This window comes from Vibrio sp. FF266 (assembly GCF_041439695.1).
In the GTDB taxonomy this organism is placed as follows: Bacteria; Pseudomonadota; Gammaproteobacteria; order Enterobacterales; family Vibrionaceae; genus Vibrio; species Vibrio tasmaniensis_A.
This window is the reverse complement of the sequence record NZ_JBGOOO010000018.1, coordinates 85,782-100,556: the sequence shown is the minus strand read 5'-3', so window position 1 is coordinate 100,556 and position 14,775 is coordinate 85,782. Positions and strand designations below refer to the sequence as shown.

General features: G+C 44.1%; 11 protein-coding genes. 5 read left to right on the top strand and 6 right to left on the bottom strand.

Annotation, left to right across the window (positions count from 1 at the left end):
* On the top strand, positions 1–218 hold a 218-nt coding region (locus ACED59_RS14715; RefSeq protein WP_371731366.1), incomplete at its 5' end, for a hypothetical protein.
* Between the two features lie 367 nt (positions 219–585).
* Here ACED59_RS14715 and ACED59_RS14710 read toward each other — a convergent pair.
* Positions 586–2,667, bottom strand: a complete 2,082-nt coding sequence (locus tag ACED59_RS14710) for a DEAD/DEAH box helicase (RefSeq protein ID WP_017098697.1) — start codon at positions 2,665–2,667, stop codon at positions 586–588.
* 309 nt (positions 2,668–2,976) lie between these two features.
* On the opposite strand from ACED59_RS14710, the gene rnb reads away from it, so the two are divergent.
* Together rnb and ACED59_RS14700 are read left to right on the top strand one after the other, a co-directional pair.
* Complete coding sequence (gene rnb / locus ACED59_RS14705) at positions 2,977–4,983, top strand: exoribonuclease II (RefSeq protein ID WP_017098696.1); 2,007 nt, start codon at positions 2,977–2,979, stop codon at positions 4,981–4,983.
* A 114-nt stretch (positions 4,984–5,097) separates the two neighbouring features.
* The gene (locus ACED59_RS14700) at positions 5,098–5,904 is read left to right on the top strand and encodes an AraC family transcriptional regulator (protein WP_017098695.1); all 807 of its coding nucleotides are present in this window, start codon (positions 5,098–5,100) and stop codon (positions 5,902–5,904) included.
* A gap of 220 nt (positions 5,905–6,124) precedes the next feature.
* On the opposite strand, the gene ACED59_RS14695 is transcribed toward ACED59_RS14700, so the two are convergent.
* Positions 6,125–6,487, bottom strand: a complete 363-nt coding sequence (locus tag ACED59_RS14695) for a DUF3024 domain-containing protein (RefSeq protein WP_012600988.1) — start codon at positions 6,485–6,487, stop codon at positions 6,125–6,127.
* Positions 6,488–6,740: 253 nt separating this feature from the next.
* On the opposite strand from ACED59_RS14695, the gene ACED59_RS14690 reads away from it, so the two are divergent.
* Complete coding sequence (locus ACED59_RS14690; RefSeq protein ID WP_009844791.1) at positions 6,741–7,556, top strand: phosphate ABC transporter substrate-binding protein; 816 nt, start codon at positions 6,741–6,743, stop codon at positions 7,554–7,556.
* A 136-nt stretch (positions 7,557–7,692) separates the two neighbouring features.
* Here the strand turns inward: ACED59_RS14690 and ACED59_RS14685 are convergent, their stop codons facing one another.
* The 3 genes from ACED59_RS14685 to ACED59_RS14675 form a co-directional block, all read right to left on the bottom strand.
* Entirely contained in the window at positions 7,693–8,379 is a 687-nt protein-coding gene (locus tag ACED59_RS14685) for a MaoC family dehydratase (RefSeq protein WP_009844790.1), read from the bottom strand.
* 332 nt (positions 8,380–8,711) lie between these two features.
* Positions 8,712–11,864: an efflux RND transporter permease subunit gene (locus ACED59_RS14680; RefSeq protein WP_017098694.1), complete on the bottom strand. Its 3,153-nt coding sequence runs from the start codon at positions 11,862–11,864 to the stop codon at positions 8,712–8,714.
* Positions 11,865–11,875: 11 nt separating this feature from the next.
* Entirely contained in the window at positions 11,876–13,012 is a 1,137-nt protein-coding gene (locus tag ACED59_RS14675) for an efflux RND transporter periplasmic adaptor subunit (protein WP_029224025.1), read from the bottom strand.
* A gap of 259 nt (positions 13,013–13,271) precedes the next feature.
* Here ACED59_RS14675 and ACED59_RS14670 point away from each other — a divergent pair, with 259 nt between their 5' ends.
* Positions 13,272–13,715 (top strand): dCMP deaminase family protein, encoded by a 444-nt coding sequence (locus tag ACED59_RS14670; protein ID WP_017098692.1) that lies wholly within the window; start codon positions 13,272–13,274, stop codon positions 13,713–13,715.
* Between the two features lie 115 nt (positions 13,716–13,830).
* Here ACED59_RS14670 and ACED59_RS14665 read toward each other — a convergent pair whose 3' ends face one another.
* Positions 13,831–14,673, bottom strand: coding sequence for a mechanosensitive ion channel family protein (locus ACED59_RS14665; RefSeq protein ID WP_009844787.1), 843 nt, complete (start codon positions 14,671–14,673; stop codon positions 13,831–13,833).
* Positions 14,674–14,775: the final 102 nt, after the last annotated feature.

Below are 14,775 nucleotides of genomic sequence, written 5' to 3'. Positions count from 1 at the left end.
AGCTACACATCAAAGCCTCTGCCTTGTATAAATACCCAGCAACTCGCTGCAAAAACCAGCTCGAAAGATCAACACGCCCTAATTTCTACTCGATTAAGTTAACTAGAGTGAATCGAACCAATGCACGTACTCCGCCTAGCCCCCTTCCCTTTTCTCTGCTTATCATTACCGATAACTTTTTGCTCGATTTCTCAATTGCTCAATGTTTGCATCAATAAGATCACAAGAGTTGGGAATAGTGAACGACAAAATCCGGTCTTCTTTTAATCGCATTCGAGTACAACTCTACGAATAAATGAACGGTAACGTTGCTTAGATAGCCTTCACTCATTGTTTTAGTATCTTTGTAGCACGTTATTTCAATATAGACTTAGAACACGATACAGCTAAGTTTAAGCGCTAACATTAAATATAGGGACGAAGTTTAGTTGAAGTAAGCTGCCGCATATATAGAACCAACCAAAGCTAAAGTTCAAATAACAGGCACAAAAAAGCCGAGCACTAAGCTCGGCTTTTAAATTCGCTATTTAAGCTATTCACCTATAAGCACTTGGCTTGTAAGTTTCACTTAAAACTAAAGGTTGATTAACCTTCGTTGCGCTCTGGACGACGACCGCGGTTGCCGCCATTGCCTGCTGCGTTGCCATGGCCACGTTCGCCACGGTGGTTACCACGGTGATCGCCACCACGGTTACGGTCAAAGCGACGTTCGCCATCACGACCACCAGCAGAGTTACCATCACGTGCGCCGTCACGGTTGCCACGGTAGCCACCACGACCGCCATTGCCACCTTCACGGTTACCACCTTCGCGATTACCGCCTTCACGGTTACCACGGTAGCCGCCACCATCACGACCGCCACGACCGCCGCCACGGTTGCCATCACGACCGCCGCCGCCACGACGAGGCTCACGGAAGTCATTGAAATCAACAACTACAGCGCCAGCTTCTTTTTGACGAATGCGAAGTTTGCTTAGCTTACCAGCAGTTTCAGAGTTCATTGCTTTTGGCAGTTGAACGTAAGTAGAACCTTGGTCTAGCTTGATAGCACCGATAGAACCTTTAGTTAGGCCTAGTTCGTTTGCTAGTGCGCCAACGATGTCTTTAACCTGAACGCCTTGCTCACGGCCAACTTGTAGTTGGTATGTATCCCAATCTTGAGTATTGAAGTTACGACCACCACCGTCACGGCCATTGTCACGATCTTCACGACGCTCTTTGCGACGGTTCTTATCACGCTCAATAGCAGCGATCATTGGGTCTTCGCCAACGTAGAATAGAGGGCTCTTACCTTGCTGACGCTTAAGAAGCATTGCAGCTAGAGTAGCAGCATCAACTTCTAGAGATTCTTGTAGTGTAGAGATTAAACCTGCGAAGTTTTCTAGAGCTTTGCTCTCTTTCTCAGTTTCAAGCTCAGCACCAAGCTTAGCAACACGTGCAGCAGCAACTTCGTCACGTTGTGGAAGTTGGATTTCTTCCATTTGAGACTTAGTTACACGCTCGATAGTGCGAAGCATACGAATTTGGTTAGTACGAACTAGTAGGATCGCTTTACCTTTACGTCCAGCACGACCAGTACGGCCAATACGGTGGATGTAAGATTCAACATCGAATGGGATGTCGTAGTTAAATACGTGAGTGATACGTGGAACATCAAGACCACGTGCTACAACGTCAGTTGCAACTAGGATATCGATAACACCTTGTTTGATGTGATCAACAGTGCGCTCACGTAGAGACTGAGGAATATCACCGTGCAGTGCAGCAGCTTTGAAGCCACGTGCAGATAGCCAATCAGCTAGACGCTCAGTGTCTTGACGAGTACGTACGAATACGATTGACGCGTCAGTTTCTTCAGTTTCAAGAAGACGAGACATTGCTTCGTCTTTTTCTACGCCTTTAACAACCCAGTAGTTCTGCGCTACTTTGTCAACTGTGTGGTTAGTACCAGCAACGTCAACTTTAGCCGGGTTACGTAGGTAACGGTCAACAATAGTCTTAACCATTGGAGGCATAGTCGCAGAGAAAAGTACACGTTGTGCAGATTCTGGAGCTTGCTCTAGGATCCAAGTAACGTCATCTACGAAGCCCATTTTTAGCATTTCATCTGCTTCATCAAGAACAAATGTATGTGCTTCATCTAGGTGTAGACGGTCACGAGTTAGTAAGTCTTTAACACGACCTGGAGTACCAACAACAATGTGAGCACCGCGGCTTAGAGCGCGCATTTGGTCAACAATTGAAGCGCCACCGTAGATTTCAAGAACTTTAAGACCTTTGATATCACGGCCTAGGTTTTTGATTTCCGCAGCAACTTGAATCGCTAGCTCACGAGTAGGAGCCATGATGATTGCTTGTGGTTTATGTTGGTTCAGGTTGATTTTGTTAAGTAAAGGCAGAGAGAATGCTGCTGTTTTACCAGTACCAGTCTGTGCTTTACCTAGTGCGTCACGGCCTTCAAGAAGAAGAGGAATAGCTGCTGCTTGGATTGGAGTCGGAGAAACGAAACCCATGCTATCAAGAGCTGAAAGAATGTTTTCGTTTAGGGCTAATTCATTAAATTGAATTACAGATTCGGACATTGGGATCCCACTAAATATAAGTAAACAAAAGGTCCCGGGAGCTCTATCAATTCCAATACTGATCCAATCAGATACTGATTCCATTCAGAGTTACGAAGCAGTAATAAAACACTTCAAGCCATTAGGGACGTCTAAGGGAGGCGGATTATTCCTTAAATGCATAAAAAAAGCCAGAAAAAATTGAAATACATCACATATTTTTCGGTTTCACATCAACACTGGCTATCATATCGTCAAAACTTGATGAATATCTCGTCACAGCACCAAACTTCTAGCAAATTGACCTAGTTAAATAAGAGGGCAATTAATTAACGCTCACTTCGCCTTTAAGTAGTAATCAAGCCTCGCAATGATTATAGTGTGCTCAATTGTCCTCGATAGATAAAAGTCAAAATGTTTCAAGATAATCCTCTACTCGCTCAACTCAAACAGCAAATCCAAGAAACCCTCCCTAAAAAGGAAGGTACGATCAAAGCCACTGAAAAAGGGTTTGGTTTTCTCGAAGTCGATAGCAAAACTAGCTTCTTCATCCCACCGCCGTACATGAAAAAATGTGTGCACGGTGACAAGGTGATTGCCATCATTCGCACAGAGAAAGAGCGCGAAGTTGCAGAGCCAGAGGAGTTGATTGAACAGGGTCTTACTCGCTTTATTGCACGAGTTAAGCTTTTCAAAGGTCGATTGAACGTTGTTCCAGATCACCCGCAACTGAAAAAACTGCAGCTTAAAGCGAAAGCAAAGAAGGGCTTGAACCCTGAAACGCTTAAAGAAGGCGACTGGGTTGTTGCTCATATCGTTCAACACCCGTTAAAAGGTGACAACGGCTTCTTGGCTCAAATCTCTGAGAAAATCACAGACGCTGACGACAAAATCGCGCCTTGGTGGGTAACGCTAGCGCAAAATGACCTACCAAACAGCGAACCTGAAGGCATCGACGACTGGCAGATCAAAGACGACGCTGATCTTGAACGTGTAGACATGACTCACGTCCCTTTTGTGACTATCGATGGCGAAAGCACAAAAGATATGGACGATGCGCTTTACGCTAAGAAGAAAGAGAACGGTGATTTTGAACTGACTATCGCAATTGCTGATCCTACCGCTTACATCTCTCCAGATGATGCAATGGATAAAGTGGCTCGCGAGCGTGGTTTCACTATTTACCTGCCTGGTCGTAACATCCCAATGTTGCCTCGCGATCTAGCTGACAACTTATGTTCACTCATAGAGAACGAAGTTCGCCCGGCACTTTGCTGCACAGTAACGGTATCTAAAGATGGTGTTATCGGTGATGACATTAACTTCTTCGCTGCAAACATCAAATCTCACGCTCGTCTTGCTTACGACCACGTATCAGACTGGCTAGAAACAGGTGCATCAGAGAAATGGCAACCGTCAGAAGAGATCGCTGCAGTTGTTTCTGACCTTCACCAATTTGCTCAAGCACGTTCAGCGTGGCGTTCTGCCAATGCGGTTGTGTTCCCAGACCGCCCTGACTACCGCTTTGAGCTTAGCGAAGATAACGATGTTGTTGCTATCCACGCGGACATGCGTCGCAGTGCGAACAAGTTGGTTGAAGAATCTATGATCAGCGCGAACATCTGTGCGGGTCGAGTATTAAAAGAGCGCTTTAACCAAGGTGTCTTTAACTGTCACTCTGGTTTTAAAGCTGAGAAATTAACAGACGTTCTGGAGCTAGTTAACCCAGAAGCAGAAACGCCGTTTACAGAAGAGCAGATCGTTTCTCTGGAAGGTTTTGCTACTCTGCGTCGTTGGTTAGGCTCTTTAGACAACAGCTACTACGACAACCGTATTCGTAAATTCCAAGCATACAGCGAGATCAGCAATGAACCTGCGCCGCACTACGCAATGGGATTAGACATTTACGCAACTTGGACTTCTCCAATTCGTAAATACGGTGACATGATTAACCACCGTATGCTTAAAGCACACATATTAGGTAAAGCGCCGATTCAAACACCAGACGAAACCATTGGTGATGAACTTGCCCTGCACCGCCGTCACCACGGTATGGCTGAACGTAACGTTGGCGATTGGTTGTATGCTCGTACTCTAGCGAACGCTCCAGTTGAAGAAACTCGTTTCCAAGCAGAGATTTTCGATATTAACCGCGCAGGTATGCGTGTACGCCTACTTGACAATGGTGCAGCGGCGTTTATCCCTGGCTCTCTCATTCTTGATAATAAAGAGAGAATAGAGTGCAACGGTGATATGGGTACTGTATCTATCGATAAAGAAATGGTATACAAACTGGGAGACGTTTTAGAAGTAGTTCTCTCAGAAGTTAATCAGGAAAACCGTAACTTGGTAGCAAAACCTACACAAGTTTTTGCGGACTTGCCTAGCGAGCCTGAAACAACAAATGAAACCGAAGCCTAATTTCTAATAGGTTTACTTCTAAAGGCGCTAATTATTAGCGCCTTTTTTGTAAATGTCTCATGCTTAAACAATACTTAAAAAAGCAATTAATCTACAACGCCAAAGAAGTTCACTATGCCATCAATCACGGTCACTCAATTCAGAAACTTTATTCCCAGGAAACGCGAACGCTACCCCGCCTCTAAAAACGGTATCTTTATGGTATCGAAAGGAAGCATATCTTTTATGCTGCCCAATGGCACCCAAGCCTCGTTAAAAGCGGGAGATTTCACGCTTTACAATTCTGGTCAGATTAAAGACATCACGGTCGACACTGAAAATGGTGAGTTTAGTGCGATTTGCTTAGATTTTGATTTGGCAATTTTCCAAAAGTTCATAAATCAGTTCAGTGATTTAGAGTCCACTCAAACTCCAGATAAGTACATTAAGTTCAATCAAACGGATACCGAAATCTGCCAATTGAAAGAGCTCATCATGTCCCTGACCAATTCATCGACTCAGAATGATTACGCACTCACCCAGCTAGGCTTAGGTTTGCTGTCTTTAATGGTTGAGCAGTATCCGGAACTATTAACGATTATTAGCCGAATTTCTAGATTGACGGTGACACAAAAGGTCATTCATTACATTGAACAGAATATAGAAAATAATATCTCACTCGATACCCTAGCCAGCTATATGGGGATGTCACCAGCCACACTTAAACGCCGTTTATCGGCGGAAAACCTTTCGTTTTCAAACCTCTTGAAGATAAAGCGAATCGCCCACGCAGCCACACAGCTCAGAACATCGAACAAATCGATTACTCAAATTGCTTATGAATCCGGATTTAAAAGTGCGGCGCATTTTAGTACCGCCTTTAAAACCTATCACGGCAAAACACCAAAAGATTTCCGGTCTTTGGTTTCACAATCTTATTAATACCAATCGTAGTAAATCACTGATCACTTACTCACTGTGATTGGTATAACTACGCAATCTTATTGGCATAATTTGAAGTGACATCCATCATTTATAGTGATGCGGATAGTTTTAGTAACATAGACCGTTTTTAGTGACGCAGATAGGTTGCAATGATGTGAGTTTAAAAAAGTTGTTCGTTTTAGGTATCAAGCCCCTCGCAAACATCTCGACAGAATAATCACGACCAGAAGTACGATTTAGGGTCTTTTTCTATTTCAGACAAAATAGCATCAAGATCCTTCGATTGAGGTAAGTAAGGATAAGGCCCCCAATTTACTGAATCGGTTTCTACATCACCTTCTAGCGGCACCATTACCAACCAACATGACAGTGACTCATCAAAACTAACGCAGGCGATCTCATTTGTGTAATCGCTATGAGATGAGTCGAGCAGATAATGAGCCTGAGAAAACAGCACACCACCCTCACACTCTTCATAAAGGGATTTGCCTAGCTCGACAGGTAAACTGCGATTTCGAGATGTACAGAGCTTCTCAGCTCCAATTAAAAGACGATTCAGTTCGATATGAATGACGGACATAACACCTCTTGTAACTTCATAGAAACTTCTAAGTAGTGAATTCCTTTGTTTAGCTTAGGACTCAACCAACATTTTAGCGAACTAGCGCAAACAAAATACCCGTCCTGCTTCCAGAAACGAATCCTGTTTTTGTAAACCCAACTCGCTTTCACTCATCAAGCTAATAGCGACACATTGAGCGGATAGAATTTCACAAAATTGTCATATAACCGACCTATCATAACCACCAAATGTTATTAACTAGGAGTTGTTTATGTTACGAGTCGCGCTTGCCTCTCTTTTATCCTTAGCCCTGTCTTCTCATGCTGCTTTTGCACAAGAAACCAATATTTCGGGCTCCACTTCGGTATCACGTGTGATGGATGTATTGGCTGAGGAGTACAACAAGACTCACCCTGATAACTATATTGCGGTTCAAGGCATCGGTTCTACAGCGGGTATTACCATGGTCAATAAAGGTGTCGCTGATATTGGTATGAGCTCACGTTACTTAACTGACCGCGAACAGGGCGAAAAATTGAAGGTATTTCCAATTGCCTTTGACGGCCTAGCCGTCGTGACTAACCGTTCAAACGGTGTAAGCAACGTTACACGTGAACAGCTATTCGATATCTACAAAGGAAAAATCACAAACTGGAAAGCCATAGGTGGTGCGGATCAACCTATCGCAGTTGTAACTCGTGAAGCTTCTTCTGGTTCACGTTACAGCTTCGAGAGCTTACTTGGTTTGACAAAAATCATTAACGACCGTCTAGTGTCTGACATCAACCCAAATAACTTGGTTGTAAACAGCAACAGCATGGTAAAAACGATTGTTAACCATAACCCACATGCGATTGGATTCATCTCTGTTGGCTCTATCGACCGTTCGATCAAAGCAATCACATTTGAAGGCGTTGAGCCGACATCTAAGAACATCGCCAACCACAGTTATGAATTGGCTCGCCCATTCTTATTGCTGCACAAAACTGAATCAGTTTCTGACGAGAGCAAAGATTTCATTAAGTTCGTGAAGTCAAAACAAGGGCAAGATCTTATCGAAGAGTACGGCTACACGCGTATCAAGTAAGATAACGACTTTTGTGATGTTGTTAGGATGTTGATGATATCGCCTTGATAGACAAAAACAAAAAGAGAGAGCCTTAAGCTCTCTCTTTTTTGAATCTATAATCTTCGCTAAAAGCAATTCTACTTATAAAAAAGCTCTAGAAGTGAAGTTGAATCACCGAAACAATCACAGCACCAGGACGACGGATGCCTTCGATTTCTACACGGATTTCGCGTTCAATCTCTAGGCCTTTCTTAATTGGCGTTACTTTTGTTAGCGTACTTTTAGCGCGAACGTTACTGCCCGATTTTACAGGGTATGGGAAACGTACTTGGTTAAGACCAATGTTTACAACCATCTTCGCCGTTGGGAATTGAGATTTGTCAGGATCAACACTGTCTGTCAGTCGAGGAAGCAGAGACAAAGTCAGAAAACCATGTGCAATGGTTGTTTTGAACGGAGAATCTGTTTCAGCCTTAGAAGGCTCTGTATGAATCCACTGCATGTCTTCAGTAACGAGACCAAACTGGTTGATTCTGTCTTGGCTTACATTGATCCAATCACCAGTATGGATCACTTCACCGATCTGCTGTTCAAGCTCATCAAATACAAGTTGTGCTTCTGGCTTAAGTACGATCTGTGGTTCGACAGGCATCTCTGGCGCATCTTCATTGACAGCAGGTTTGTGGTGATCACGAACCCACGCAAAGAAATGACTATTTTGCGTGCGATTCAGAAAGTCTCCCCAGTAATCTCTAAGAGCTGGAGACATCCATTGCATAAACTCTGAGTGTTGCGAAGACACGCTGTCGCCTCGGTGTTTAAATAAATCAATGACTTTCATAAGAACCTCAATGCACAAAATATTTCAATATAACTTGGTAATTTTGAAACACTTCACACTATTGTGCAAATACTTTCGAGCATACAAGTGTTAGCCGAACACTTATACATCCAACAAAAACAACAACTTAAGAATAAAACACCATTTTATTGGAGAGCTTTAATTGGAGTATTAGCTCTACCTTATAATAAACATTTCATTATATAAACAGATTCTTTATTCACAAGTGGAATAAAAAAGGCTTAGCACAATGCTAAGCCTTCGTTTTTACAAGAAATTAATTACCAAGGAGAAACCTTGTAAAGGGCTCATCCTACAAGACACTTACTTCTCTATTCATCGTCCAGTGGAATCAACTTGGTATTGCCACCGTGTGCCTTCTCACGCTTACGCTGCACAAATGCATAGAATCCTGGGATTAGGAACGTACCCGCTAGCAACACACATAACAGACCGCCGATCAGTGAAATACCCAATGAGTTCTGGCTCACGTGACCAGCACCCGCAGCAAAGATAAGCGGGAATATACCTAAAATGAATGACCAAGACGTCATGTTCACAGCACGAAAACGTAGCGTACCGCCCTTCACTGCTGCATCTTCGATTGATGCGTCTTTGTCTTCACGCTCCACCTTAGCGAACTCCACAATCAAAATTGCGTTCTTCGCGGCCAAGGCTATCAAGAGAACCAAACCAATTTGTGCATAGAGGTTCAACGGTGTACCAGTCAGGTTCAACGCTAAGAAGGAACCTAAGGTTGCAACTGGTACCACTAAGATAATCGCTATAGGGATTGTCCAACTCTCGTACTGAGCCACCATAAACAGGTAGATGAAGATCAAAGCAAGTGCAAAAGCAAAGATCGCTTGGTTACCTGCTAGTACTTCTTGGTAAGCCATGCCTGTCCATTCGTAATGATAACCCTGCGGCAGTACATCAGCCGCAACACGTTCCATTGCAGCAATCGCATCACCGCTTGAGTAACCCGGTGCTGGTTGGCCTTGAATCACCGCACTGCGGTACATGTTGTAACGCCATGCTACGTCCGGCTCGAAGATCTGGTCGTAAGTCACCAATGTGCTTAACGGGATCATCTCGCCATTAGACGAACGTACGTGGAATCGTTGTAGGTCATCCATGCTGCTACGGTGTTCACTGTCTGCTTGCATGGTGACACGGAAATTCTTACCAAACATGGTAAAGTCATTCACGTACATTGATCCAAGATTGCCTTGTAGCGTTTGGAATATTTCCGACAGCGGAATACCAAGTTGTTGCGCTTTCTCACGATCAATATCGACATAGTAGTGAGGTACATTAGCGCGGAAGGTACTGAAGGTATGTGAAATCTCAGGCTGTTTGTTTGCCTCAGCAATCACGTCATTCATGACCATCGCTAGATCAGTGCGGCTACGACCTAATGTATCTTCGAGAACAAACTCAAAACCAGACGCAGCACCCATGCCCGGTACAGCTGGAGGTCCCATTGCAAATACAATCGCCTGAGGCAGTTCTGTTGCCGCTCGGCCATTAATACGTTGTGAGATAGCTTGCGCTGAATGTTGACCGTCCAGTGCGTTACGCATGTCCCAATCGTGGAGCTTGATGAACATCGACGCACCATTCGAAGCTGAAGCGCCCGTCATGAATGCATAGCCGTTAACCAGTGTCACACCATCTACGCCCGGCTCTTGCTCAACCATCTCTAGTAACTGCTCTGTCACATCTTCTGTACGAGACAGCGATGCCGCGTCAGGAAGCTGCACGTTAACCAGCAAGATGCCTTTATCTTCTTGAGGTACGAAAGCCGTAGACGTGGTTTTCGCAAAGTAAGTTACCGCTGCTAGTGCCACAACAAAGAAGGTAAACAGCAGAACACCCTTTTTCACAAGGAAGCCTGCAATTTGACCGTATTTGTTGGTTACAGATTCAAGACCACGGTTAAACGCTTGGTACCAACGTGCTGTGTTACCACCGCCCTGCTTAAGAACCAATGAACACAATGCTGGTGACAGCGTTAGAGCGTTAATAGAAGAGATCACAACCGCAATACAGATGGTCAGAGCGAACTGACGATACATAATGCCGGTAATACCTGGCAGCATCGCTACAGGGATGAATACCGCTAACAGAACCAAGGTTGAGGTAACAATTGGCCCCGTGACTTCTTTCATTGCGATAAGCGTTGCTTTTCGCGGTGAAATGGTAGGATCTTTGGCCATCGTAGTATCGACGTTCTCGATAACCAAGATCGCATCATCTACTACGATACCAATCGCCAAAATCAAACCAAACAGGGTTACTGTATTAATGGTAAAGCCGGTCATCTGCATGACCGCAAAAGTACCAATCAAAGATACCGGAATCGCAACCACAGGAATCAAGGTTGCACGAGCACTGCCCAAGAACAAGTACGTTACTGCGATAACCAGCAAAATTGCTTCGATGAGTGTTTTAACTACACCTTTAATCGACTCAGCAACGAAGAGTGTGGTGTCGTAACTCGCCTCGTAAGCAACGCCTTCAGGGAAATTTTTGCTTAGGTTGTCTAGCATCGCCATGACTGCTTTACCACTTTCCAGCGCATTAGCGTCTGACTGAAGTGACAGCGTTACGATTGAAGCGTCTTGACCACGGTACTTACCGTTACCATCGTAGAACTTTTTACCTAGCTCAACACGTGCAACGTCTTTTAAATAAACCGTTGAACCGTCTTGATTTGCACGAAGCACAACATTTTCAAACTCATCAGCCGTTTCTAATCGGCCTTTTGTTACCAAGTTGAATTGCACTTCTTGCGCGTTGTTATAAGGTGCAGCTCCAATACGGCCAGCTGCGACTTGAACGTTCTGCTCCGCCAAAGCGCGATTCACATCAGAGGTAGTTATATTGAGGTTAGCCATTTTTTCAGGATCTAACCAAACACGCATCGCGTATTCACCACCACCCAACACGTTAACTTCACTAATGCCCTTTACACGAGCCAATTGGTCTTTAATGTTCAAGTTCACGTAGTTGATAAGGAATTGGTCATTGTACTCTCCGTTCGGCGAGTAGAAGTTCAATACCATCAATAGGTCAGGTGAACGCTTCTTGACCGTTACACCCACCATTCTTACTTCTTGTGGAAGTTTCGATTCGATCTGAGCAACCCGGTTCTGAACGTTGACCTGAGCCATATCAGCATCAGTACCGACATCAAAGGTCACGTTAAGGTTGTATGAACCATCATTAGCACTTTTAGAAGACATGTAGATCATATCTTCTACGCCATTCACCGATGTCTCTATGGGGTCGGCTATCGCCTGTTCCACCACTTCAGCACTCGCACCCGTGTAGAATGCCGACACACTGACCGATGGTGGGCTAATTTTTGGATATTCGGCCACTGGTAAGATAGCGAGAGAGATCGCACCCGCCAGCGTTAATATTATGGATATGACAAGGGCAAACTTAGGCCTTTGAATAAAGAAACGACTTAACATAAATAGCCCCCTTACTCAGCTTGTTCAGCAGAAGCTTGAATACGAACAGACATACCATTACGTACACGTTGTAGGCCTTGAGTGATCACTGCGTCGTTCTTCTCTAGACCAGAATGAACGATCACACCACCTTCAACTTGTCGCCCCATCTCAATGTTTCTGCGCTCAGCAACGGGTGCGGCTTCACCTTCAACCAATACCATCACAAAGTCACCTTCTAGGTCGGTTTGAACTGCACGACGCGGAATAGTCACAACATCAATAGATTGCTTTTCACGTAGATCAACGCGAACGTGTTGGCCTGGAAGTAATTGCTGGTTCGGGTTATCAGCAATTGCGCGCATCGCGATCGTACCAGTATTGAGGTTGATACGGTTACCCAAGAAATCAAGCTGACCTAGATGTTCGAACGCTTCACCATTCTCAAGCATGATCTGAACTTCAACACCTGCAGAATCGCTGCTGCCATCTCCTTCGATGCGATCCATACCCAGCTCAATACGCTCACGCTCACTGATGCTGAACGATGCATGGATTGGATCTAGGCTAACCAACGTAGTTAATACACCTGACGACGGTGAAACCAAGTCACCCGTGCTCACTTTGGTGTCACTAATTCGTCCAGAGAAAGGCGCAATAATTTTGGTATGAGAAAGCTGAACATTGGCTGCATTGAGTTGTGCTTGACTTGCTTCAAGCTGTGCCTGAGAACCCAATAAGTTTGCTGTCAATGCATCAAATTCCGATTGAGAAATACTCCCCTTAGGGAGAAGGTTCTTACCTCGGTTAAAATCAAGCTCGGCTTTTTTAAGGTTCGCGTTCGCTTGAGCAACAGACGCTTTTGCGCTTGCTACTTCAGCTTCAAATGAAGAGGGTTCAATGGAGTACAGTAATTGGCCCTTTTCGACCATTTGACCTTCATTGAAATGACGGCTTTGTAGATAGCCAGAAACCTGCGCTGTGATAGCCGTGTCTTCAACGGCTTCAATACGACCGATGTACGACTTACTTTGCTGGTGAGAAACAACGCTAACATCCTGTACTGCTACGAGAGGTAGAGGCGCTTGCTTGGCATTTTGAGCATCTTGCCCACATCCAACAAGAATAAGAGAGCTTGCAAGAGCCGTAAGGATCAACTTTTTACGCATGGTTATACCGTCACTTGTTAGTATTTGAACAGTATAAAATTTACGTAACACACCCGTTACTATTGTCCGAGGAATATCAATTATAACGAACCAAAGTGTATCAATATGTTAATTGAAACTAAGTGCTTATAAAGTAATTACAAACGCGTTACAATTTCTAAGTAAATCAACCTCTCAGCTTTTGTTCTCTATGGATATTGTCTAACATCATGTATTGTCAGACAGATAAGCATTCACATTTAATTGTTAAGGAATTCTCATGATTTCAAAATGGGCTAAACGTTTCTATCAAATGGCGGAATTGGTCGGTTCTTGGAGTAAAGATCCTTCAACTCAAGTCGGCGCCGTCATCACGAAGCACAACCGTATTGTTTCAGTTGGCTTTAATGGCTACCCACATGGCGTGTCTGATAGTGCGGATACTGACGATCGCGAGATGAAATACCTCAAGACACTTCACGCTGAAGAAAATGCAATCTTGTTTGCTAAACGTGATTTAGACAGTTGTGAAGTTTGGGTCACTCACTTCCCTTGTCCGAACTGTGCAGCAAAAATCATCCAAACTGGAATTTCAGCGGTACATTGCCCAGAGCAAAGTGAAGATTTCCTTTCTCGTTGGGGAGATAAGATCAAGATAAGCCAAGATATGTTTGAGCAAGCTGGTGTAGAAGTAGACTGGTTGCCACTCGCTGACCTGTATTAATCTCTAACGCTAGGTCTCAGGTCTAAGTCTAGATCTCAAATACAAAAAAGCCGAGAGTCGATATTATCGCTCTCGGCTTTCTTTTTATTCGGACTTGTTAGCTTCCAGCATCGTATTAGTCACTTGAGGGAAATGCCAACGCGTAAGCTTCCATGAAATCTTTACGGATATCCTGTTCAAGGTGAATCGCTTTCTCTGTCGGGCAGAAGATCATAAAGTGGACTTCTTGCTCACCCGTTGAGCTGCTCGTGATATGAATGTGCGGTTCAGAGCCAGGAAGGTCAACCCCAGCGTGCTTCTCAATCACACCATTGTAACGACGGGCAACATCGATAAACTCTTCACAATGCTCTTCAATTTTCACGATAAGACCCGGCACCATAGGGTATAGGTTTACAAAGTCTTTCACCGTCACAAAAAAGTTATGATAAACATAGCGCTTCATGAAGTTGAGGTTCTTTACCGGATAAGTGAAGAACATGCTATTAGGCAGCGTGGCAGTCTTGCCAGTGAAGTGATATTGCCCATGATACAAATCGATTTCTTGAATCACAGTCGCCATCAAGTTGTGCTCAATCACCTCACCGCTGATTTTGCCCACTTCAATCCAATCACCAATTCGAAATGAGCGAGAACTCGCACGCTGAATAGAGCCAGTAAAACAGAGAATGATCTCTTTTGAGGCCACGACTATCGCAACCGCAATAGCGGTAACAGACAGCGCAAATTCGCTGATTTCGGATTTCCACAGCACGAATAACGTCACAACAATAATCGCGAATGTGCCGTTTTTGGTACGTGACATCCAGTTACGTTGGTCTTCACTAAGAAAAGCGACATCACCACGGATTCGAGACAAAGTGATTCGTCGGATTATTAATATAATGCAGATGATCAGCACACTAAAAATAAACTTATTAGCGAGTAAGAAATCTATTACTTGCCACATCTTTTCCATTATTTATTCCTTTGTATTACAACAATTAAGCTTTATAACGACGAGCATTAAAGCGATGAGCTTTACAGCGACTGACTCAATCCAATAAACGCATTATAAAAA

Bases quoted from the DNA above. Each gene is read 5' to 3' on its own strand.
- ACED59_RS14710 (WP_017098697.1), bottom strand. From the start codon at position 2,667: ATGGAATCAGTATCTGATTGGATCAGTATTGGAATTGATAGAGCTCCC.
- rnb (WP_017098696.1), top strand. From the start codon at position 2,977: ATGTTTCAAGATAATCCTCTACTCGCTCAACTCAAACAGCAAATCCAA.
- ACED59_RS14700 (WP_017098695.1), top strand. From the start codon at position 5,098: ATGCCATCAATCACGGTCACTCAATTCAGAAACTTTATTCCCAGGAAA.
- ACED59_RS14695 (WP_012600988.1), bottom strand. From the start codon at position 6,487: ATGTCCGTCATTCATATCGAACTGAATCGTCTTTTAATTGGAGCTGAG.
- ACED59_RS14690 (WP_009844791.1), top strand. From the start codon at position 6,741: ATGTTACGAGTCGCGCTTGCCTCTCTTTTATCCTTAGCCCTGTCTTCT.
- ACED59_RS14685 (WP_009844790.1), bottom strand. From the start codon at position 8,379: ATGAAAGTCATTGATTTATTTAAACACCGAGGCGACAGCGTGTCTTCG.
- ACED59_RS14680 (WP_017098694.1), bottom strand. From the start codon at position 11,864: ATGTTAAGTCGTTTCTTTATTCAAAGGCCTAAGTTTGCCCTTGTCATA.
- ACED59_RS14675 (WP_029224025.1), bottom strand. From the start codon at position 13,012: ATGCGTAAAAAGTTGATCCTTACGGCTCTTGCAAGCTCTCTTATTCTT.
- ACED59_RS14670 (WP_017098692.1), top strand. From the start codon at position 13,272: ATGATTTCAAAATGGGCTAAACGTTTCTATCAAATGGCGGAATTGGTC.
- ACED59_RS14665 (WP_009844787.1), bottom strand. From the start codon at position 14,673: ATGGAAAAGATGTGGCAAGTAATAGATTTCTTACTCGCTAATAAGTTT.